The sequence below is a fragment of the Acidovorax sp. GW821-FHT10E04 genome (genome assembly GCF_059415185.1).
On sequence record NZ_JBWKMT010000005.1, the window covers coordinates 367,525 to 389,042 of the forward strand.

A 21,518-nucleotide genomic window follows, 5' to 3' on the forward strand; every position below is an offset into this window, starting at 1 on the left:
TGACGGCGTGAACGAATATACCCAAGCGAGGCTGCAGCGCGCGGAGGTAGGTAGAACACCGTACCGCGCAGCGGGAATCAGTTCAGCCAGCGCCCCACCGCGGCCGCGTTGGCAACCGACAGGCTGATCGTGTCAGGAACGGCAGGGGCTGGCACGGGGCCGCGGGCGGTTTTTCTGGGCGCGGAGGACGGGCCCCGGGACGGGAGTTCCAGCGCCAGGCGCAGCAGGCGGCCATCGCGCGCCACCAGGGCCGTCAATGCCGTCTCGGTGCCTGCATAGAACGCCACGTCCTCCAGCTTGCTGATGCGCCATCCCTGCTGGTTCACCTCGATGCCCAGCCATTCGTCGCCTGGCGTCATGCCCGCCTTTTCCGCGGCACCGCCGCGCAATACGGTCTTGATGTGCACGCTGTGGCTTTCTCCCACCCGCAGCCCGAGCCGCTGGGCCCATTGGGGTGTTTCGGCCTTGAGGTGCACGCCGTGGGCCGCCAGCAGTTCCGTCAGCGGAAGCTCCGTGGTGCCATGCACCCACTGCGCCAGTTCAGCATCAAAGGATCGGCCGGCCAGCTCTTCCAATACCGCGCGCAGATCGTCCTCGGCCATGGGGCCGCCATGGCAGCGTGTCCAGAGCGCGCGCATGACCTCGTCCAGGCTGGTCTTGCTTTCGCGGCGCAGGGCGAGGTCCAGGCAAAGGGCCACCAGCGAGCCCTTCGTGTAGTAGCTGACGGTCGCGTTGGGCGTATTCTCGTCCTGGCGGTAGTACTTGACCCAGGCATCGAAGCTGGCCTGTGCCACCGTCTGTACGGCCCTGCCGGGGGTCTGCAGTACCTGGTTGATGGTCTTGGTGACGAGCTTCAGGTATGTGGACTCATCGATCAGCCCCGCGCGGCGCAGCAGCAGGTCATCGTAGTAGCTGGTGAAGCCCTCGAAGAACCAGAGCAGCTGCGTGTAGTTCTCCCGCGAGTAGTCGTGCTCGGTGAACTCGGACGGGCGCAGCCGCTTGACGTTCCAGGTGTGGAAGTACTCATGGCTGATGAGGCCCAGCAGGGTGGTGTAGCCTTCCGCGGCGCGTGTTTCCCCGAGCCGCGGCAGGTCGCGGCGCCCGCAGATGAGCGCGGTCGAGTTGCGGTGCTCCAGCCCCCCGTAGCCGTCCCCCACGGCATTGAGCATGAACAGGTAGCTCCTGAAGGGAGCCTTGCCATCGCCATGCCAGAAGCGGATCGTGGTTTCGCAGATCTTCTGGGTGTCCGCCAGCAGGCGCTTGCCATCAAACGATGGCGCCGCCCCGGCCACCACAAAGCGGTGCGCAATGCCGCCGGCCGTGAACCGGCCGATCCAGAACATGCCCATCTCCACCGGGCAATCGACCAGCTCGTCGTAGTCTTGGGCGGCATACAGGCCAAAGCCCTTTTTGTCGGCCTTGAGCGCGGCAAGCCCGGTGGCGACCGACCATCCGGCCGTGGCGGGCGTGCTGGCGATGTCGAGGGTGTGGCGTTGCTTTTCCTGTCCATGCACGCGCAGGCACAGGCTGGTGCCATTGAAAAAGCCCCGGGATGTGTCGAGCCAGGCCGTGCGCACGGAGGTGTCGTAGGCGCAGACGCAATAGGTCAGCACCAGGGGTTTGTCCACGCTGCAGTCCGCCTGCCACCGGTGCTTGTCCAACTGGATCAGCGCCACCTCGCGCTTGCCCTGGTGGGCCTTGAGCTCCTGCAGGTTCTTGGAGAATTCGCGCACCAGATAGCTCCCCGGAATCCAGACCGGCAGCGAGACCTCCTGCAGGGCCTGGGGACGGGTGACCGTCAGTGCCACGCGAAAGAGATGGGCGTACAGGTCCGAGGGCTCGACGCGGTAGTGGATGGCGGCGGGTTCTGGCGTGCGGGAAGAGGGCATGGGCAGCTGCAGGTTCAGGCTTGCGGGCAGATGGCACAGCCCGTGGGAGAGGGCGTCAACGGCGGCGCAACGCGGGTCAGTTCGCTGCGGAGGGTTCGCTGCTGGCCTCGGCCAGGCGCTTTTCCACTTCCTTCGCACCGATCGCGCCCGGCACGCGGGCCCCGTTGGCAAAGATCAGCGTGGGGGTGCCCGTGATCTTGTGCTTGCGCCCAAAGGCCAGATTGCGCTGCAAGGCACTGGTGTCGCAGCTTGCCGCAGCCGCGGGCTTGTCCCGCACCATCAGGTCCTGCCAGGCGGTCACAGGGTCCTTGGCGCACCAGATGTTGCGCGATTTTTCGGCGGAGTCTGGGCTGAGGATGGGGTACAGGAACAGGTAAACCGTCACGTTGTCCACGTTCTGCAGGTCGCGTTCGAAGCGCTTGCAGTACCCGCAATTGGGGTCTTCAAAAACGGCCACCTTGCGTTTCCCGTCGCCCCGCACGATGGTGAAGGCATCCTTGAGGGGCAGGGCGGAGAACTCGACCGCGGTGAGTTTGGCGATGCGGTCTTCCGTCAGGTTGCGGCGCGCCTTCGCATCGATCAGCTCGCCCTGGATCACATAGTTGCCCTTGGCATCGGTGTAGAACAGATCCGTCCCGATGCGCACTTCGTACAGGCCCTTCATGGGCGTGGGGCGCACTTCGTCGATCTTGTCCATTTGCGGAATGCGCTCGGCGAGGGCCTTGCGGATATCTGCCTCCTGCGCGGAGGCGGCAATGCCTGAAGCCAGGGCGGCTGCGGCGAGCAGGGTGGGAATCAGTTTCATGGTGTTCTTGTTCCGGAGATCTGTCGGCCTCCCGGTGGAGGCCGCAATGTGGTCAATGTATTCCCATGGCCTGGCGGGCCACGAAGTTCTTCAAGGGGCCGCTTAGCTCAAAGCCCTTCATTCCCCAGTTGCGCAATGCCTGCAGGGGGCCCTCGTGGCGGGAGAAAAGCTGCTGCAGCCCGTCCGTCGCCAAACCCATCGGCAGGAGCGCGGCCTTGCGCTCCCTTTCATAGCGCCGAAGCAGCCGCACATCCGCCACGCTGCGCCAGTAGTCGCGTCCCTGCAGCATGCCTGCCAGGGCCTGCGCATCGGCCAGGCCCAGGTTCAGCCCCTGGCCCGCCAGCGGGTGCACGTTGTGCGCCGCATCGCCGGCCAGCACCCAGCTGCGCGGGTTCTTGCCGCTGGCGGGCAGGGCCCCGCACCAGCGGTCCGCCTTGGCAAGCTGAAGGGGCCAGGCTGCGCGCTCCGCACTCAGCACCAACTTTCCCAGCACCTCCTGGCTGGCCGCCTGGAGCTTTTTCGCGAATTGTTCAGGCGGCAAGGCCATCAGCGGCGCTACCTGGTCCTGCAAGACGGACCATACAACCGCCACGGAGTTCCCCTGGGGGCCGCCCAAGGGCAAAAAAGCCAGGATGCCGTCGGGCAAGAACCACTGGCGCGCCACCTGTCCATGCGCACGTTCGCACTCCAAGCGGGTGGCGATGGCGTGCTGGGGATAGGGCGTCACCTGAAAATCCACGCCAAATTCTTGCCGCGTGCTGCTGGCGCGGCCCTCGCACACCACCGTCAGCGCCGCGGGCACGGGCGACTCCACCCATTCCACCTGCGGCTGGTAGCGCACGGCTTCCGTGAGGCGTGCTTCCAGGGCGGGCACGTCAACGATCCAGGCCAGGGCATCCACCCCCTGGGTGGCCGCGTCGAAATGGACGGCGCCGTCGTGGTCACCCTGCACCTGCATGGTCCGCACCGGCGTGGCGTGTTCCTCGTCCGGCCAGCTGCGCAGCGATTCGAGCAGATGGCGCGAGGCCGCATTCAGCGCGTAGGCCCGCACATCGGCGGCTGCGGCGCCTCTGGGGCCGGGGGCCGGCAGCAGGGCCACTTTCAGCCGTTCGCGGGCCAGCAGCAGCGCCAGGGTCTTGCCCACGATGCCGGTGCCGCGAATACAGATATCAAAGGTTTGGGCCATGGCGGCATTGTAGGAGGGGGCTTGTGCCCGCGCGCGCAGTGCAGAATCGGGGCCCGCATCCCCGCCCGTTTTTCAAGGAGTACCCCGGCGTGAGCTTCAACCCTGATTCCGATCTGTCGGGCACCATCGCACGGCTGTTCGTCTATCCCGTCAAGTCGTGCGCCGGCATTGAAGTGCAGGAGGCGCTGCTCACGGAGACCGGGCTGGACCTGGACCGCGCCTGGATGGTGGTGGATGCCAAGGGCATGTTCCTGACCCAGCGCGTCCTGCCCCGCATGGCGCTCATCCGGCCGCAGCTCAAGAGCGACGAAATGGTTTTGCGCGCGCCCGGCATGCTGGCCCTGCACGTGTCCATCGATGCGGTCGAGGCGCCTGCCACCGTGACCGTGTGGCGGGATACGGTGCCCGCCTGGGACATGGGCGCGGTGGCCGCCCAGTGGTTCACGGATTTCCTGGGTCAGCCGTGCCGGCTTGTCCGTTTCGACCCTGAGCACCGCCGCCTGTCCAGCATGGAGTGGACGGGGGGGATCGAGGCGCCCAATCAGTTCGCCGACGGGTTTCCCGTGCTGGTGGCCAGCGAGGCTTCCATGCAGGAGCTGAATGCGCGGCTGCAGGCGGCAGGCCATGCCCCCGTGGGGATGGAGCGGTTCCGGCCCAATGTGGTGCTGGCCGGCGTGGATGCCCATGACGAAGACCGTGTGGACATGATTCGGGTGGAGGCCCCGGAAGGCGGGATCCACCTGCAGCCCGTGAAGCCGTGTTCACGATGCCCCATCCCCGACATCGACCCCGCCACGGCCGAAAGCACCCCCGCGGTGGGCGACATGCTGCGGACCTACCGCCAGGACAAGCGCCTCGATGGTGCGATCACCTTCGGCATGAATGCCATCGTGGCCCGGGGCGCGGGCCAGATGCTGCGCGTGGGGCAGCGGGTGGGGGCGGATCTGCGCTTCGATTGAGGCGTGAACCGGCCCCCGAACGGCGGTTGCCGGCGGGCCCGTAAAATCGGCGGTTTGTCTCCGAATTCCAGAAAGCCCTGCCATGAGCCTCCAATGCGGCATCGTGGGCCTGCCCAACGTCGGCAAGTCCACCCTTTTCAACGCGCTGACCAAGGCCGGTATCGCCGCCGAAAACTATCCCTTCTGCACCATTGAGCCCAATGTGGGCGTGGTGGAGGTGCCGGACCCCCGCCTGCAGCAGCTGGCCAGCATCATCTCGCCCGAGCGCATCGTGCCTGCGATCGTCGAGTTCGTGGACATCGCCGGCCTGGTGGCGGGCGCCAGCCAGGGCGAAGGCCTGGGCAACCAGTTCCTGGCCCACATCCGCGAGACGGACGCCATCGTCAACGTGGTGCGCTGCTTCGAGGATGACAACGTGATCCACGTGGCCGGCCGCGTGGACCCGATCTCCGACATCGAAGTCATCCAGACCGAGCTGTGCCTGGCCGACATGGGCACCGTGGAGAAGGCGCTCAACCGCTACACCAAGGCCGCCAAGTCGGGCAACGACAAGGATGCCGCCAAGCTGGTGGCGCTGCTCACGCGCATCCAGGCCGCGCTCAACGAGGGCAAGCCCGCCCGCTCGGTGGAGATCACCAAGGAAGAGCAGCCCCTGCTCAAGTCCCTGTGCCTGATCACCGCCAAGCCCGCGATGTTCGTGGGCAACGTGAGCGAGGACGGCTTCGAGAACAACCCTTTCCTGGACCGCCTGAAGGAATACGCCGCCAGCCAGAACGCGCCCGTGGTGGCCATCTGCGCCAAGATGGAAGCGGAGATGGCCGAGATGAGCGACGAGGACCGCGACATGTTCCTGGCCGAGATGGGCCAGACGGAGCCCGGCCTGGCCCGGCTGATCCGCGGCGCCTTCAAGCTGCTGGGCCTGCAGACCTACTTCACCGCGGGCGTGAAGGAAGTGCGCGCCTGGACCATCCACATCGGCGACACGGCGCCCCAGGCGGCCGGCGTGATCCACGGCGACTTCGAGCGCGGGTTCATCCGTGCACAGACCATTGCGTTTGAGGACTTCATCGCGCTCAAGGGCGAGCAGGGCGCCAAGGATGCAGGCAAGATGCGCGCCGAAGGCAAGGAGTACGTGGTCAAGGATGGCGACGTGCTGAACTTCCTGTTCAACGTCTAGGGGTTGGGAGGCTGAAAGCTCCGCCGGGCCATGGGCCCGATGGCATCGCATCCCTGCACGGCCCCTGGCATGCAGGGATTTTTTTCGACCGTTCGAAGGGGCCTGCGCGCCCCTGGCACCACCGATTTCTATGAACACTGGAATCCTCTACGCCGCGCTGGCCTATGCCGCCTGGGGCCTGTTCCCGCTGTATTTCAAGCAGGTGGCGGATGTGCCCTCGCTGGAGGTGGTGATGCACCGCACGGTGTGGTCGCTGGTGTTTGTCTTTGGCGTGCTGATGGTGCGCAGGCAATGGTCCTGGATGGGCGCCGTGCTGCGCCAGCCCCGTGTGCTGGGCGCGTTCGCGCTGTCGGCGATGCTGCTGTCGGGCAACTGGCTCACCTATGTGTGGGCGGTGCAGAACCAGCATGTGGTGGATGCCAGCCTGGGCTATTTCATTTTGCCGCTGGTGAACGTGGCGCTGGGCTTCGTGTTCCTGAAAGAGCGGCCTCGCCCGGGCCAGTGGCTTGCGGTGGCCGTGGCTGCCGCGGGAGTGCTGTGGCTTGCGGTGCAGGCGGGCCGCCTGCCCTGGATTGCGCTGGTGCTGGCCCTGAGCTTTGGCTTCTACGGGTTGCTGCGCAAGCTTGCCGTGCTGGGCGCGCTGGAGGGGCTGGCGCTGGAAACCCTGGTGCTCGCGCCGGTGGCCGCCATCATGCTGGGCTGGTGGGCCTGGCAGGGCGAGGGCGCACTGGTCCAGGGGTCGCCAGCCGCCGTGGGATGGCTGTTGCTCGCGGGCCCCATGACGGCCGTTCCGCTGCTGCTGTTTGCCGCGGGTGCCCGCCTGATCCCGATGTCCACCTTGGGCATCCTGCAGTACATCTCCCCGAGCCTGCAGTTTGCGCTGGGCGTGTGGCTGTTCCATGAACCCTTCCAGCCTGCGCGCCTCGTGGGGTTTGTGTTGATCTGGACTGCGCTGCTGGTCTACAGCCTGGAAGGCTGGTGGACACGCCGGCAGGTTGCGGCGGCCTGAAGAGGCATCTTTTTCCGGGCGCAAACAGTGGCCGCAAGGCGGGGTGCGCGGCGCCAAACGCCGCCCGCAGGGTGCGCTGCAGCGCGCGAGCTACTGGAAAACACGGAGCGCTTCCGTGTCAGTTCTGCGTAAGATGCGCGGGCCCGTCTGCCGGGCGTCAGCGCTGGCGGACTGTGTATTTCGGTGAACCTGTCACCCGAACGAACCCGGGCCCACGCCTGCCTCCGCATGTTCTTTGGCCGCAAGAATCCGTTTTCGGCGACGGACGCCTTTCCGCTGTCCGACGCCGTCATGGAATTCGATGACTCATCGTCGGCCATGGCGCGTCCCGCGCGCAGGGCCATGGATGGCCTGGGGCCGCGAAGCGGGCGCAGCGCGGGGCAGAAATGGCGGCTGGCCGGGGGGCTGATCGGCCTGTATGTATTGGCGATGGCCGGGTTCTATGCGCTGGGCATGGTGGATGTGCAGGTGCTCGCCGTCCTGGCCGTATTGGTGGTGCTGGGATGCGGGGCCTTCTGGGGGATTTTCAGTTCGGGCCTGCACAAGAAGGTGCGGCACAGGCACCTGAAGCTGGCCATTGTGGCCACGGCGTTGGCCTGCATGGTCGGGGTGTTCTATCTGGCGCCGGTCACGCAGATCCTGCTGGTTCCGTTCACCTTCGTGGCGGTGGCCTACGGGATCTTCACCGTGCCGCGGCCCGCGCTGCTGGCGCTGGCGGCCTGCATGCTGTGCCTGTACGCCGTGGTGGTGGGGCTCCATTACGTGGAGCAGAAAAATGACGCGCTGCTGCGCCTGGAAGCGCTGCACTGGCTGGCCCTGGCGCTATCGTTGCCCACCTACATCCTCCTGATGGGCAGGGTCCAGCGCCTCTACCGCAGCCTGTACCACGCCAGCCGGAAGATCAAGAACATCCAGGAAGACGCCCAGCGCGACCCCCTGGTCGGATGTTTCAACCGCCGCTACGTGCTGGCCGCGCTGGAGGAGCAAAAGCAGCTGGCGGATGAAAGCGGCATTCCCCTGTGCCTCGCCGTGGTGGATATCGACCACTTCAAGCGCATCAATGATGAATTGGGGCATCTGGGGGGTGACGAGGTGCTGCGCACGTTCGCCCGCGTGGCACAGCAGGGGGTGCGCGCAGGCGATGTGTTCGGGCGCTATGGGGGCGAGGAGTTCCTGCTCATCTTTCCCGCCACATCCCTGCTGCCTGCGCTCAATACCTGCGAGCGCATCCGCGCCCAGGTCGAGATCCATGCATGGGCCGGGCTTCTCAAGGGGCGGGTGACGGTGTCGATCGGCGTGACCCAGTACGTGCTGGGAGAGTCGGTGCTGGAGTTTTTCTCGCGGGCCGATACCGCGATGTACATGGCCAAGGAAGGCGGGCGCAACCAGGTGGTGGTCGAGGAGCCGGTGGCCCGTGGCGATTCGCTGTTGTCCGACATCGGCGCACACGCACCGCTGTCGTGAGACGTGGGCATGAGGGAGAGGGGCGCCTGGGGACGGCAGTTGCACACCCTTGTCATTGCTGGCGCCAAGCGGCCTCAACGAAACACCGGGTGAGAAGTCACAGCGCCAAGTGCCCCGGCATGAAGTGCAGCAGCACGCTCGTCATCAGCAGATAGCGGAAGAACTTGCCCACGGCCATATAGGCCAGGCAGGGCCAGAACGGCAGTTTCAGCCATCCGGCCACGGCGCACAGCGGGTCGCCCACCACGGGCAGCCAGCTCATCAGGCAGGCGCGTGCGCCAAAGCGCTGGAGCCAGTGCAGCGCGCGCACGTCGGTGGCATTGCCACGGGCCTTGTCCACGACCTTGTGAGCCCCCAGGCCCATCCACCAGCTCACCCCACCGCCCAGCGTGTTGCCGACCGTGGCGACCAGGATCGCGGGCCAGAACAGTTCGGGGTTGATCTTGATCAGCCCGAACACCGCCGGCTCCGAGCCCAGCGGCAGCAGCGTGGCCGAGATGAACGAAACGACAAAGACCGTGCTCAGGCCGAACTGCGGCAGCGCAAGCCATTCCAGCAGCTGGTGCATCCAGATTTCCATGGGAGGAAGTGTAGGGCGGCGGCGGCATCGCTTTCATGCCAGGGGGCGCTGTCCTACGCAGGGGTGCGCCATCCGCGCATGGCCGTGGGCGGCGCCTATTTGTATCGTGAAGCAACACCGTCCCTGAATGAACTTACCCCGGGAGGCTTCATGCATTGTTTCGCAATCCCTGCCATCGCCCGCCCGGCACCTGCCGCCGTGCCGGTGGGCACCCGCTGGTCGTCAGCGGCCCTGGCGCTGCTGCTGGCCGCCTGCGTGCACAGCCCGCAGGCGGCGGTGCCCCCTGTGTCTTCTTCGCTGCCGCCGGCTCCGCACGCGCATGCCGGCAGCGGTAGCGGCTGCAGCGAGATGCCCGGTGGGCGCGCCGCGCTGGATGGCGTGGCCCGGGAGCTGCAGGCGCAAGGCATGGCACTTGAAGCCACCTGCCCCGTCGCCGCCGGCGAATGGGTGGTGCGGGTGCGGGTGGTGGACGGCATGAAGGCCAGCAAGGTCGTGCGCGGCCCCCTGGCCGATGGTCACGATGTGGACATGGGCACGCCCGCCGGCGTGAGGCAGGGGGGCGCGGAGCTGGCCGCGCGGGGCTTCTCGCCGGATGTGCTGCACAACCGCCAGTGGCTGCGCACGCTGATGGCGCGCCATGAATTCGACAATGCCGCCGATGCCTGGTGGCGCTTTGCGCAACGTGCCCGGGTTCCTGCACCGACGGCGGAAACCGACCTCGCCGCGCGCTGACCGTGGCGGCCGCGCGTCGCCGCGCCGGAGAGCATCGGGGTGGACAGGGGCGTCATTTCAGTGGGCGGAACATTTCATTTGCTGAAATTTTGAGCAGGTACAATCCTGCCTCCTTTTTCAGCATTCGCTGCTGCACCTACCGCGCCCCTTCATGCACATCGGCCACATTCCTCTGGCGAACCGCTTGTTCGTCGCCCCGATGGCGGGCGTCACGGACCGGCCGTTTCGCCAGCTGTGCAAGGCGCTGGGCGCGGGCTACGCGGTGAGCGAGATGGTGACCTCGCGCAAGGACTTGTGGAACAGCCTCAAGACCTCGCGCCGGGCCAACCATGAAGGGGAGCCCGGGCCCATCGCCGTGCAGATCGCAGGCACCGATGCGCCGATGATGGCCGAGGCCGCGGTCTACAACGTGGAGCGCGGCGCGCAGATCATCGACATCAACATGGGTTGCCCGGCCAAGAAGGTCTGCAACAAGTGGGCGGGCTCCGCCCTGATGCAGAACGAGGCGCTGGCCGTGGAGATCGCCGAGGCCGTGGTACAGGCGTGCGCGCCCTTCAACGTGCCCGTCACGCTGAAGATGCGCACCGGCTGGTGCCAGGAGCACAAGAACGCCGTGGCGCTGGCCCGCGCGTTCGAGGGCGTGGGCATCCAGATGCTCACCGTGCACGGCCGCACGCGCGAGCAAGGCTACAAGGGCCATGCGGAGTACGACACCATCGCGGCGGTGAAGGCGGCGGTGAGGGTGCCCGTGGTGGCCAATGGCGACATCACTTCGCCCGAGAAGGCGCGCGACGTGCTGGCCGCCACCGGGGCCGACGCGATCATGATCGGCCGTGCCGCACAGGGCCGGCCGTGGATCTTCCGCGAGATCGGCCACTTCCTGGCCACGGGCGAGCACCTGGCGCCACCGCTGGTGGCCGAGGTGCGGCGCCTGTTGCTGGACCACCTGCAAGACCACTACAGCCTGTATGGCGAGCTGACCGGGGTGCGCAGTGCGCGCAAGCACATCGCGTGGTACCTGCGTGCGCTGCCCGGCGGCGAGGCCTTCAGGCAACACATCAATACGATCGAGGACTGCGCCGCGCAGTGGCAGGCCGTGGCCGACCACCTGGATGCCCTTGCGCAACAGATGGACCGGCTGCCCGCCGCCACCGGCACGGACGCAGAACCAGAAGAACAAGAGGGAATGGCTGCATGAGCAAGAAACACATAGAAGAATGCGTGCGCGAGAGCCTGCAAGGCTATTTTCGCGACCTGGGCGGAGAGACGCCCGACGGCATGTACGACATGCTGGTGCGCGTGGTCGAGAAACCGCTGCTGGAAGTGGTGATGACCCATGCCGACAACAACCAGTCCCGCGCCGCCGAATGGCTGGGCCTGAACCGCAACACGCTGCGCAAGAAGCTGGCCCTGCACAAGCTGCTCTGACCGGCGCACGATTGCTATTAAATGTATAGCTGTTGGCGCTTATCCATAAAGCGCCAGGCCCTGTTTTTATTCAAACTCTCCCCACCACCACTGCCATGAACGCACTTCTTTCCGTCTCCGACAAGACCGGCATCGTCGAATTTGCACAGGCCCTGCATGCGCTGGGCATCAAGCTGCTGTCCACCGGCGGCACCGCCAAGCTGCTGGCCGACCAGGGCCTGCCCGTGACCGAGGTGGCCGAGGTCACCCAGTTCCCCGAGATGCTGGACGGCCGCGTGAAGACGCTGCACCCCAAGGTGCACGGCGGCCTGCTGGCGCGCCGCGAGCTGCCCGAGCACATGGCCGCGCTCCAGGAGCATGGCATCGACACCATCGACCTGCTGGTGGTCAACCTGTACCCCTTCGAGTCCACCGTGGCCAAGGCGGGCTGCACGCTGGCCGACGCCATCGAGAACATCGACATCGGCGGCCCGGCCATGGTGCGCAGTGCCGCCAAGAACTGGAAGGACGTGGGCGTGCTGACCGACGCCTCGCAGTACCCCGCCGTGCTGGCCGAGCTGAAGGAAAACGGCAAGCTTTCCGACAAGCTGCGCTTCGCGCTGTCGGTGGCCGCGTTCAACCGCATCGCGCAGTACGACGGCGCCATCAGCGACTACCTCTCGTCCGTCACCTTCGAAGAGGAAAAGCTGTCCGAAACCTACGTGCCCGCGCGTGCCCAGTTCGCCGGCCAGAGCAACGGCATCTTCACCAAGGTGCAGGACCTGCGCTACGGCGAGAACGCGCACCAGCAGGCCGCGCTGTACCGCGACCTGTACCCCGCGCCCGGCTCGCTGGTCACGGCCGAGCAGGTGCAGGGCAAGGAGCTGTCGTACAACAACATCGCCGACGCCGATGCGGCGTGGGAATGCGTCAAGAGCTTCGAGGCGCCTGCCTGCGTCATCGTCAAGCACGCCAACCCCTGCGGCGTGGCTGTGGGCCTGGACGCGCTCGATGCCTACGGCAAGGCCTTCCAGACGGACCCCACCAGCGCCTTCGGCGGCATCATCGCCTTCAACCGCACGGTGGATGGCGCCGCCGCCCAGCAGATCGCCAAGCAGTTCGTCGAAGTGCTGATGGCGCCGGAGTTCACGCCCGAGGCGCTGGAGGTGTTCAAGGCCAAGGCCAATGTGCGCCTGCTCAAGATCGCCCTGCCGCCGCATGCCGGCAAGGCGCAGCAGCTCACCGACTGGCAGCGGGGCCGCAACGCCATGGATGCCAAGCGCATCGGCTCCGGCCTGCTGCTGCAGACCGCGGACAACCACGAGCTGTCGCTCATCGACCTGAAGGTGGTCACGCACAAGCAGCCCACGCTGGAAGAGATGGAAGACCTGCTGTTCGCCTGGAAGGTGGCCAAGTACGTCAAGAGCAATGCCATCGTCTTCTGCAAGGGCGGCATGACCATGGGCGTGGGCGCCGGCCAGATGAGCCGCCTGGACTCGGCCCGCATCGCCAGCATCAAGGCGGGCCACGCGGGCCTCACGCTGCAGGGCACCGTGGTGGCCAGCGACGCATTCTTCCCCTTCCGCGACGGCCTCGATGTGGTGGTCGATGCAGGTGCGACCTGCGTGATCCAGCCCGGTGGCTCCATGCGCGACAACGAAGTGATCGATGCCGCCAACGAGCGCGGCGTGGCCATGGTGTTCAGCGGGGTGCGCCACTTCCGCCACTGATTCGGGCGGCGGGGCGCCATGCAAAAAGCGGCTTCCTGGGAAGCCGCTTTTTTTGGGAGGTACTCTCGGAACGGGGAGAGAGTCAGGTTCCGAAGTTCATCGGCAGCCCTACATAGTTCTCGGCCAGTGAGACCGAGGCTGCGCGCGAGTGCACCAGGTATTCCAGCTCGGCTTCCTGAATCTTCTGGCCGAATTCGCCAGTCTCTGGAAAACGGTGCATCAACGAGGTGAACCACCACGAGAAGCGCTCGGCGCGCCACACGCGGCGCAGGCAGCGGTCGGAATAGGTGTCGATGCCGGCGCTCGACTTCTCGCCGTAATAGTCGGCGAACGCATTCCACAGGTAGCCCACGTCACTCGCCGCCAGGTTCAGGCCCTTGGCGCCGGTGGGCGGCACGATGTGGGCCGCGTCGCCCGCCAGGAACAGGCGGCCAAAGCGCATGGGCTCGGCCACGAAGCTGCGCAGCGGGGCGATGCTCATCTCCAGCGCCGGGCCGGTGACAAGGTTCTCGCGCGCCTCGGGGTCCAGGCGGTTGCCCAGTTCGGCCCAGAACTGCTCGATGCTCCACTGCTCCACCTTGTCGGTCGATGGCACTTGCAGGTAGTAGCGGCTGCGCGTGTTGCTGCGCATGCTGCACAGCGCAAAGCCCCGCTCGGTGTTGGCGTAGATCAGCTCGTGGGACACGGGCTTCACGTCTGCCAGCACGCCCAGCCAGCCAAAGGGGTAGACACGCTCGTAGGTGCGCAGCGCACCCTCGGGCACGCTGGCGCGGCACACGCCGTGGTAGCCGTCGCAGCCTGCGATGAAGTCGCACAGCACCTCGTGCGTCTGGCCGTCCTTCTCGTAGGTCACGCGCGGCTGCTGGCCGTCGAAGCCGTGCACGCTCACGTTCTGGGCGTCGTACACCGTGGTCAGGCCTTCGGCGGCGCGGGCGTCCATCAGGTCGCGGGTCACTTCGGTCTGGCCGTACACCGTCACGCGGCTGCCGCCGGTCAGCGCGTGCAGGTCGATGCGGTGCCGCGCGCCCTTGAACAGCAGCTCGATGCCGTCGTGTGGCAGTCCTTCGGCATGGGCGCGGGCGCCGACACCCGCCTGGTCCAGCAGGTCCATGCTGACCTGCTCCAGCACGCCGGCGCGGATGCGGCCCAGCACGTAGTCGGGGCTGCGCTGTTCGATGATGACGGCGTCGATGCCGGACTTGTAAAGCAACTGGCCGAGCAGCAGGCCGGCGGGGCCTGCGCCGATGATGGCAACCTGGGTACGCATGGTGGACAACCTCACAAAGCAAACAAGGGCGCTGGAAAGCGCTAAGACAACAGCGCCAAGCGTAGGTTGATCCATGTCAATGCGGCGCCCGCCCGGCGCCCTGGCGCGCGGTGGGTGGACGTGATGTGCGATCATCGCGCAATCTTCCACAGCCCCGGCGCATCGGGCGCCCGCACCCCGGGCATCGACCGGCCGACCATGGACCCCCGCATGACCACCGTTCCCATCGCCAAGGCAGATTTCATCGAAGGCATGGCCAAGGGCCTGGCGGTGCTGGAGAGTTTCGACACCGAGCGCCAGCGGCTCAATGCCACGCTGGCCGCGCAGCGCACCGGCCTCACGCGCGCGGCGGCGCGCCGCCACCTGCTCACGCTGGCGCACCTGGGTTATCTGGAGACGGATGGCAGCTACTTCTGGCTGGCGCCCAAGGTGCTGCGGTTTTCGGGCAGCTACCTGGCATCGGCCCGGCTGCCGCGGGTGCTGCAGCCCACGCTCAACCGGCTGGCGGCACAGACGCAGCAGTCATTCTCGGCCGTGGTGCTGGATGGCGGCGAGGTGGTGATCGTGGCGCGCAGCGGCGTGTACGGCGCGCCTTCGCGCGTGCTGGCCTATGGCCTGCACCTGGGGGCGCGGCTGCCGGCGCACCCCACGTCCACGGGGCGCGTGCTGCTGGCCGCGTTGCCACCGGCAGCGCTGACGGCGTGGCTCAAGGCCTGCCCGCTGCACCGGCTCACGCCCCACACCATCACCCAGGTCGGCCCGCTGCGGCAGGTGATTGCCAAGGCGCGGCGCGACGACCATTGCCTGGCGGTGGAGGAGCACGAGCTGGGCGTGCACGCGCTGGCAGTGCCCCTGCGCAATCTGCAGGGTGACACGGTGGCCGCGCTCAATGTGGTGGCGTCGCCCAAGCAGGTGGACGAGCGCAGCCTGCAACGCGACATGCTGCCACTGCTGCAGGAGGCCGCCCGCGAGCTGCGGGGGCTGCTGTGAACGAATGCCAACGTCGAGTTAGCAAGCAGGAATATTCATAAAAATGGCCGATAGCGCTTGATGGGTAAGCGCTGGTAGCTATTATTTTGATAGTTCCTTGAAGACTTCGCGGGCGGCTGCCACGGTGGCGGCGATGTCGTCGGCGGTGTGTGCCGCGCTCACGAAGCCCGCCTCGTACAGCGCCGGCGCGATGTAGATACCGCGATCGAGCAGGCCGTGGAACAGCTGGTTGAAACGCGCGCTGTCGGTCTTGAGCACCTGGGCGTAGTTCTGGGGCAGCTCGGGCATCAGGAAGAAGCCGAACATGCCGCCTTCGCTGTCGGTGCTGAAGGGCACGCCTTCGGCCGCCGCCGCGGCAGCCAGCCCATCGACCAGCGAGCGCGTGGTGGCCGACAGGGCGTCGAAGAAACCCGGCTTCCTGATCTCGCGCAGCGTGGCCAGCCCGCAGGCCGTGGCCACCGGGTTGCCCGACAACGTGCCCGCCTGGTACACGGCCCCCAGCGGTGCCAGGTGTTCCATGATGGCGCGCGGGCCCCCAAAGGCGGCCAGCGGCATGCCGCCACCGATCACCTTGCCCAGCACCGTGATGTCGGGCTTGAAGCCCGGGATGCTCCGGGCGTACACGCTCTGGGCGCTGCCCAGGGCCACGCGAAAGCCCGTCATCACCTCGTCGAGCACCAGCAGCGCGCCGTATTCGGTGCACAGCTCGCGGCAGCGCTTCATGAACGGAACGCTGGCGCGCACCAGGTTCATGTTGCCCGCGATGGGCTCGATCATCACGCAGGCCAGTTCCTTGCCATGCAGGGCAAAGGCTTCTTCCAGCTGGGCGACGTTGTTGTATTCGAGCACCAGGGTGTGCTGCACCACCTCGGGCGGCACGCCTGCGCTGGTGGCGTTGCCGAACGTGGCCAGGCCCGAACCGGCCTTGACCAGCAGGGAGTCGGCATGGCCGTGGTAGCAGCCCTCGAACTTGATGAATTTGCTGCGGCCCGTGGCACCGCGCGCCAGTCGGATGGCGCTCATGCCCGCTTCGGTGCCCGAGCTGACCAGGCGGATCATCTCCATCGAAGGGACGAGGCTCAGGATTTCCTCGGCCAGCTCCACTTCGCGCTCGGTCGGCGCGCCAAAACTGAAGCCTTCGAGCGCTGCGCTCTGCACGGCTTCGAGCACGGCGGGGTGGCCGTGGCCCAGGATCATCGGGCCCCAGGAGCCGATGTAGTCGATGAAGCGCTGGTCGTTGGCGTCCCAGAAGTAGGCGCCCTGGGCGCGCTTCACGAAACGCGGCGTGCCGCCCACGGCCTTGAAGGCCCGCACGGGCGAGTTCACGCCGCCGGGGATCAGCGCCTTGGCGCGTTCGAACAGGGGGATGTTGAGGTCAGTGCTTGGTGTCATGGGGTGGCATCACAAAGCCTTCGAGGGCCTGTGCTTCGTCAATCGGGGGTTCTTCTTCATCGCCGTCGGCCTCGTCATCGTCGGGCTGGGCCCAGAACATGCGGTCGGGCACGATGTGCCCCATGCCGGGGCGAAAGCCGGCGTCCAGGCAGCGGTCGAGGTAGCCCAGGGCCTCGCTGGTGGCCTCGCCCAGGTCGTTGCCGCTGGCCACCAGGGCGGTGAGCGCGGCGGACAAGGTGTCGCCAGCGCCGGAGAAGGTGGCGTCGAACAGTTCGAACTTGCCGCTGCCCAGCACGGTCTGGGGCGAGGCCAGCACGTTCTCGACAAACTGTTCGGGCAGCGGAATACCGGTGACCAGGGTGTAGGGAACACCCATCTCGGAGGCGGCCCGGGCGATGTCGCGCGCGGTCGGGCTGCGGTCGCTGGTCCAGTCCGGCAGCAGCCAGCGCCACAGGGTGCTGTGGTTTCCAACCAACACCGAGGTCTGCGGTAACAACAATTCCCGGAAGGCGTCCAGGTACTCGTCGATCAGCTCGTCGCGCCACCAGGACAGGTTGGGCATGTAGGCGATCACGGGCACTTCGTCGTAGTCGGTCGTGATCTCGGCGATGGTGCTGATGTTCTCCGGGCTGCCCACGAAACCGACCTTGATGGCCTGTACCGGCAGGTCCTCCAGGACGGCGCGGGCCTGCTCGGCCACGGCCTCGTCGTCAAAACTGAAGTGGTCGAAAATCTCCGCGGTATCGCGGGCGTACGCGCCGCAGACCACGGCGATCGGGTGCCCGCCCACGGAGGCGATGGTGGTGATGTCGGCCGTCAGTCCGCCGGCGCCGCTGGGGTCGCTGGCGTTGAAGACGAGCACGCACGCAGGGCTTGCGTCCTCCGAACCGTCATCTTCGAGATCTATGATTTCTGGGGGGGGAGGGGATGCTTTGGCGGTCATGGACCAGATCCTGCTTGAGGGGCGGCACCGGCGCCGTGGCCCGCGGAGATGACTAGATACAATCGTTGCATTCTATGTGAAGGCCCTTTAAGCTGTGACCGACTCTAAAACTTGGATGTGTTTGATTTGCGGTTGGATTTATGACGAAGCAGAGGGTTCACCTGAGCACGGCATTGCACCCAACACTCCATGGGATCAGGTTCCCATGAATTGGACCTGCCCTGAATGTGGCGCCCGCAAGGAAGACTTCGAGATGGTTCAGATTTGAGGCGCACCAGCATCATGTGCTGCCGCGTTGTTTATTTTTCCATCGGGAGCAGTAACAATTGACTACAACAGGCGCATCTTTCAAAGTGCTAGTGGTGGATGACAGCAACACCATCCGTCGAAGCGCCGAGATTTTTCTCAAGCAGGGGGGGCACGAAGTCTTGTTGGCCGACGACGGCTTTGATGCTTTGGCCAAAGTCAACGATTACCAGCCTCAGCTGATTTTCTGCGACATCCTCATGCCCAAGCTCGACGGGTACCAGACCTGCGCCATCATCAAGCGCAACGCCCGTTTTGCAGATACTCCGGTGGTAATGCTGTCTTCCAAGGACGGCGTATTCGACAAGGCGCGCGGGCGCATGGTCGGCTGCCAGGAATATCTCACCAAACCGTTTACCAAAGACCAGCTGCTGCAAGCAGTGCAGCAGTTTGGCAATTCCCAACAAGGAGCGATGTAAATGCCCATCCAGAAAGTACTGGTCGTCGACGACTCGAAGACCGAGTTGATGTTTTTGACGGACCTGCTTCAGAAAAAAGGCATGCAGGTACGCACCGCTGAAAATGCCGATGAAGCCTTTCGCCGCCTGGCGGAAGAAAAGCCCGATCTGATCCTCATGGATGTCGTGATGCCCGGCCAGAATGGCTTTCAACTCACGCGCGCCATCACCCGCGACCCGCTGTATGCCGACGTGCCCATCATCATGTGCACCAGCAAGAACCAGGAAACGGATCGCGTCTGGGGGATGCGGCAGGGTGCGCGGGGCTACATCACCAAGCCCGTCGATCCCGCCGAACTGCAGGCCAAAATCGACGCCCTGAACTGAGGCTGCGGCGCGTTCATGGCCAACCGCGAAGCCCTGCGAGAGCTCCAGACCCGACTTGCCAGCCGCCTTCAGGCCGCAAGAACCGAAGGGACCTCTGTGTCATCCTGGCTGGCTGTCGAGTCCGCCGGGAGTTTCTATTTGCTGCCCCTTGGACAGTCGGGGGAGATTTTCCCCTGGGTCTCGATCCAGGCGGTGCCCTATACCCAAAGCTGGTTCCTGGGCGTTGCCAACCTGCGCGGCGGGCTGGTCGGCGTGGTGGATCTCGCGGGGCTCCTGGGCTCCGCGGCGCCCCGTACCGAACAGGCCCTGTCGGAGGCCAGCCTCCTGGCTTTCAACGCGGCCCTCGAAGTCAATGCCGCTTTGCTGGTGGACCGCCTGGCCGGCCTGCGCGGGACCGATGCGTTCGTGTCCTCCGAGCCTCCGGCCGAGGATTCCCCTGCATTCTTCGGCACCACGTATATCGATTCCAGCGGCGCGCGCTGGCAGGAACTGAACTTGCAGATCCTGTCCCAACATCCCGCTTTCCTGAGCATCAGTGCTTGAGTTTTTCTGTAAGGCTGCACCATGTCCGTCGTCAATCAATTTGGAAAACTGTTCAACCGGAAACCTGCCACACCGGATGCAGGCGCGATTGCCGGCACGGCCGACGACGGGCAGGATATTCTTGCCACGGGTTCGCTGGACGGCGCGCAATTGCGCGACGCGTACCAGGCCGAAGCCATGAACAGTGTTCAGGGTGACCCGGACGGCTATGCCCCCGAGCAGTCTGCCCAGGACGCGGAGGAAGACCTCATCTCCCTGCCACTGCTGGGCCGCTCGACCGCTGCAGCCCACCAGCGCCGCCTGCTCGGCCTGCTGGCTGTGGGCGTGATCGTCCTGGCCTTGATCGCTGCCTGGGTGTTGCGGCAGGCCGACCGCTCCGCGCAGCAGCTTGCTGCAACGGGCCAGTCCCTCATGCAGTCGCAGCGCCTGGCGAAGTCGGTGTCGCAGGCGCTGGTGGGAAGTCCGCAGGCCTTCCCGGACGTGGTGGAAAGCTCCGGCGTGCTGGCGCGCAATGTGCGCGCCCTGAATGCGGGTGATGGCGAACTCGGCGTGGAATCGCTGGGCGAGCCCTACAAGCCCGATCTGGACGCCGTGAACCCGCTCATGGAACGCGCCGAGCGCAATGCCAGCGTGGTGATGGGCCAGCAGAAGATCCTGACGCAGGTGGGGGACGCTCTGCGCACCATCAACCGCCAATCGTCCGACCTGCTGGAAATCGCCGAGACGGTGTCGTCCCTCAAGCTGCAGCAGAACGCGCCTGCCGCCGAGATCTCCGCCGCCGGCCAGCTCGTGATGCTGACACAGCGTATCGGCAAGTCGGCCAACGAATTCCAGACCATGGAAGGCGTGAGCCCCGAGGCCGTGTTCCTGCTGGGCAAGGACTTGAATTCGTTCAAGGAAATCGCCCAGGGCCTGCTCGATGGCAGCCCTGAACTGCGCCTGGCCGCCACCAAGGATGCCCAGACCCGCGAACAGCTCGAAGCCCTGGTCAAGCTCTATGAGCAGACCCGCACGCAAGCCAGCGCCATTCTGGGCAACCTGCAAGGTCTGGTGTCTGCCCGTGAAGCCCAGTCGGCGATCATTGCCGACAGCGAGCCCCTGCGCCGCCAGCTCGAAGGCCTGCAGAGCAAGCTGTCCGCCCAGACGGGTGTGGGCGGTGGACAGCTCGCTGCCCTGGCCCTCGCCGGCCTGTTCGTGATCTTTTGCGGCGTGGGCATCTCGCGCGTGCAGCTGCTGGACAGCCGTGGCCGCCAGGCTGCTGCCGAAATGCAGCAGAAGGACGCCAAGCGCCAGGAGCAGGAAGCCAAGCGCGTCAATGACGCCAACCAGGCCGCCATTTTGCGGCTGATGAACGAACTGCAGTCGGTCGCTGAAGGTGACCTGACCCAGGAAGCCACCGTGACGGAAGACATCACGGGCGCCATCGCCGACTCGGTGAACTACACGGTGGAAGAACTGCGCCAGCTGGTGGGCAGCGTGCAGAACACGGCCACGCGGGTGGCGCAGACGACGGCCCAGGTGGACAACACGTCCACGGAGCTGCTGGCGGCATCCACCGAGCAGCTGCGCGAAATTCGCGAAACCGGCCGCTCGGTGCTCGACATGGCCACCCGAATCAACGAGGTGTCCACACAAGCGCAAGAGTCCGCCACGGTGGCCCGTCAATCGCTGCAAGCTGCCGACTCGGGCCTGCAGGCCGTGCAGAACGCCATCGGCGGTATGAACTCCATCCGCGACCAGATCCAGGACACCTCCAAGCGGATCAAGCGCCTGGGCGAATCCTCGCAGGAGATCGGTGAAATCACCGAACTGATTTCGGACATTACCGAGCAGACGAACGTTCTGGCCCTGAACGCCGCCATCCAGGCAGCGTCCGCCGGTGAAGCCGGCCGAGGCTTCTCGGTGGTGGCCGAAGAAGTGCAGCGGCTGGCTGAACGTTCCGCAGACGCCACGCGCCAGATCTCGGCGCTCGTGAAGGCGATTCAGACCGACACGCAGGATGCCGTGGCCGCTATGGAACGCTCCACGCAGGGTGTGGTGGAAGGGGCGCGCCTGTCCGACAGCGCCGGTACCGCACTGACCGAGATCGACCGCGTGTCGCGCCGCCTTGCCGAACTGATTGAGCAGATTTCGTCCTCAACATCCCGGGAAGCCGTTCTGGCCAACGAAGTGGCCGACAACATCCAGCACATTTTTGCGGTGACCGAGCAAACGGGTGAAGGTACCCGAACCACAGCGCAGCAGGTGCGCGAGCTCTCGCACATGGCTGAAGAACTGCGCCAATCGGTGGCACGGTTCAAGATCGCCTGACGCTGTAGTCATCAACCAGCTGGCTCATAGCAGCCGGGGACGAA

General features: G+C 66.0%; 21 protein-coding genes. 14 read left to right on the forward strand and 7 right to left on the reverse strand.

The genetic code is table 11. The features are described 5' to 3' along the window. Positions 1-77: 77 nt before the first annotated feature. The 3 genes from AC07OC_RS17930 to AC07OC_RS17940 all read right to left on the reverse strand — a co-directional run bounded on the left by AC07OC_RS17930 (position 78) and on the right by AC07OC_RS17940 (position 3,880). Entirely contained in the window at positions 78-1,889 is a 1,812-nt protein-coding gene (locus tag AC07OC_RS17930; protein ID WP_218339677.1) for a M61 family metallopeptidase, read from the reverse strand. A 76-nt stretch (positions 1,890-1,965) separates the two neighbouring features. Then, entirely contained in the window at positions 1,966-2,694 is a 729-nt protein-coding gene (locus tag AC07OC_RS17935; protein WP_218296041.1) for a DsbC family protein, read from the reverse strand. A 52-nt stretch (positions 2,695-2,746) separates the two neighbouring features. Beyond that, entirely contained in the window at positions 2,747-3,880 is a 1,134-nt protein-coding gene (locus tag AC07OC_RS17940; RefSeq protein ID WP_218339676.1) for an FAD-dependent monooxygenase, read from the reverse strand. A gap of 89 nt (positions 3,881-3,969) precedes the next feature. Here AC07OC_RS17940 and AC07OC_RS17945 point away from each other — a divergent pair, with 89 nt between their 5' ends. The 4 genes from AC07OC_RS17945 to AC07OC_RS17960 all read left to right on the forward strand — a co-directional run bounded on the left by AC07OC_RS17945 (position 3,970) and on the right by AC07OC_RS17960 (position 8,489). Further along, positions 3,970-4,839, forward strand: coding sequence for an MOSC domain-containing protein (locus AC07OC_RS17945; protein WP_218339675.1), 870 nt, complete (start codon positions 3,970-3,972; stop codon positions 4,837-4,839). Positions 4,840-4,921: 82 nt separating this feature from the next. After that, positions 4,922-6,016 (forward strand): redox-regulated ATPase YchF, encoded by a 1,095-nt coding sequence (ychF, locus tag AC07OC_RS17950; protein ID WP_218296038.1) that lies wholly within the window; start codon positions 4,922-4,924, stop codon positions 6,014-6,016. A 130-nt stretch (positions 6,017-6,146) separates the two neighbouring features. Beyond that, a complete protein-coding gene (gene rarD, locus AC07OC_RS17955) occupies positions 6,147-7,025 on the forward strand; it encodes an EamA family transporter RarD (RefSeq protein ID WP_218339674.1) in 879 nt (292 codons plus the stop codon). Between the two features lie 228 nt (positions 7,026-7,253). Then, positions 7,254-8,489: a GGDEF domain-containing protein gene (locus AC07OC_RS17960; RefSeq protein WP_218339673.1), complete on the forward strand. Its 1,236-nt coding sequence runs from the start codon at positions 7,254-7,256 to the stop codon at positions 8,487-8,489. 97 nt (positions 8,490-8,586) lie between these two features. Here the strand turns inward: AC07OC_RS17960 and AC07OC_RS17965 are convergent, their stop codons facing one another. Continuing rightward, the gene (locus tag AC07OC_RS17965; protein ID WP_255591034.1) at positions 8,587-9,069 is read right to left on the reverse strand and encodes a YqaA family protein; all 483 of its coding nucleotides are present in this window, start codon (positions 9,067-9,069) and stop codon (positions 8,587-8,589) included. A 150-nt stretch (positions 9,070-9,219) separates the two neighbouring features. Here AC07OC_RS17965 and AC07OC_RS17970 point away from each other — a divergent pair, with 150 nt between their 5' ends. The 4 genes from AC07OC_RS17970 to purH all read left to right on the forward strand — a co-directional run bounded on the left by AC07OC_RS17970 (position 9,220) and on the right by purH (position 12,938). After that, positions 9,220-9,801 (forward strand): M15 family metallopeptidase domain-containing protein, encoded by a 582-nt coding sequence (locus AC07OC_RS17970; protein WP_218339672.1) that lies wholly within the window; start codon positions 9,220-9,222, stop codon positions 9,799-9,801. A gap of 151 nt (positions 9,802-9,952) precedes the next feature. Then, positions 9,953-10,999 carry a tRNA dihydrouridine synthase DusB gene (dusB, locus tag AC07OC_RS17975; protein ID WP_218339671.1) on the forward strand — a complete coding sequence of 349 codons (1,047 nt, stop codon included), beginning with the start codon at positions 9,953-9,955 and terminating at the stop codon, positions 10,997-10,999. Next, positions 10,996-11,229, forward strand: coding sequence for a Fis family transcriptional regulator (locus AC07OC_RS17980; RefSeq protein WP_218296033.1), 234 nt, complete (start codon positions 10,996-10,998; stop codon positions 11,227-11,229). The genes dusB and AC07OC_RS17980 overlap by 4 nt, the downstream gene beginning before the upstream one ends. Positions 11,230-11,324: 95 nt before the next feature. Further along, positions 11,325-12,938 carry a bifunctional phosphoribosylaminoimidazolecarboxamide formyltransferase/IMP cyclohydrolase gene (purH, locus tag AC07OC_RS17985; protein ID WP_218339670.1) on the forward strand — a complete coding sequence of 538 codons (1,614 nt, stop codon included), beginning with the start codon at positions 11,325-11,327 and terminating at the stop codon, positions 12,936-12,938. 82 nt (positions 12,939-13,020) lie between these two features. Here purH and pobA read toward each other — a convergent pair whose 3' ends face one another. Then, positions 13,021-14,205: a 4-hydroxybenzoate 3-monooxygenase gene (gene pobA / locus AC07OC_RS17990; protein WP_218339669.1), complete on the reverse strand. Its 1,185-nt coding sequence runs from the start codon at positions 14,203-14,205 to the stop codon at positions 13,021-13,023. 210 nt (positions 14,206-14,415) lie between these two features. On the opposite strand from pobA, the gene AC07OC_RS17995 reads away from it, so the two are divergent. Further along, the gene (locus AC07OC_RS17995; protein ID WP_218296030.1) at positions 14,416-15,195 is read left to right on the forward strand and encodes an IclR family transcriptional regulator domain-containing protein; all 780 of its coding nucleotides are present in this window, start codon (positions 14,416-14,418) and stop codon (positions 15,193-15,195) included. A gap of 81 nt (positions 15,196-15,276) precedes the next feature. On the opposite strand, the gene hemL is transcribed toward AC07OC_RS17995, so the two are convergent. Together hemL and thiD are read right to left on the reverse strand one after the other, a co-directional pair. Next, positions 15,277-16,587, reverse strand: coding sequence for a glutamate-1-semialdehyde 2,1-aminomutase (hemL, locus tag AC07OC_RS18000; RefSeq protein ID WP_218296029.1), 1,311 nt, complete (start codon positions 16,585-16,587; stop codon positions 15,277-15,279). Next, positions 16,571-17,530 carry a bifunctional hydroxymethylpyrimidine kinase/phosphomethylpyrimidine kinase gene (gene thiD / locus AC07OC_RS18005; RefSeq protein WP_218296028.1) on the reverse strand — a complete coding sequence of 320 codons (960 nt, stop codon included), beginning with the start codon at positions 17,528-17,530 and terminating at the stop codon, positions 16,571-16,573. Before thiD ends, hemL begins: the two co-directional genes overlap by 17 nt. A 94-nt stretch (positions 17,531-17,624) precedes the next feature. Here thiD and AC07OC_RS18010 point away from each other — a divergent pair, with 94 nt between their 5' ends. Genes AC07OC_RS18010 through AC07OC_RS18030 form a run of 5 tightly spaced genes read left to right on the forward strand, consistent with a single transcriptional unit; the run spans position 17,625 to position 21,474 of the window. Then, positions 17,625-17,798 carry a rubredoxin gene (locus tag AC07OC_RS18010; RefSeq protein ID WP_082836248.1) on the forward strand — a complete coding sequence of 58 codons (174 nt, stop codon included), beginning with the start codon at positions 17,625-17,627 and terminating at the stop codon, positions 17,796-17,798. A gap of 58 nt (positions 17,799-17,856) precedes the next feature. Then, entirely contained in the window at positions 17,857-18,255 is a 399-nt protein-coding gene (locus AC07OC_RS18015; RefSeq protein ID WP_005796099.1) for a response regulator, read from the forward strand. After that, positions 18,256-18,621, forward strand: coding sequence for a response regulator (locus tag AC07OC_RS18020; RefSeq protein WP_010459520.1), 366 nt, complete (start codon positions 18,256-18,258; stop codon positions 18,619-18,621). 15 nt (positions 18,622-18,636) lie between these two features. Further along, complete coding sequence (locus AC07OC_RS18025; RefSeq protein WP_218296027.1) at positions 18,637-19,164, forward strand: chemotaxis protein CheW; 528 nt, start codon at positions 18,637-18,639, stop codon at positions 19,162-19,164. 21 nt (positions 19,165-19,185) lie between these two features. Then, entirely contained in the window at positions 19,186-21,474 is a 2,289-nt protein-coding gene (locus tag AC07OC_RS18030; protein ID WP_218296026.1) for a methyl-accepting chemotaxis protein, read from the forward strand. Positions 21,475-21,518 lie beyond the last annotated feature (44 nt).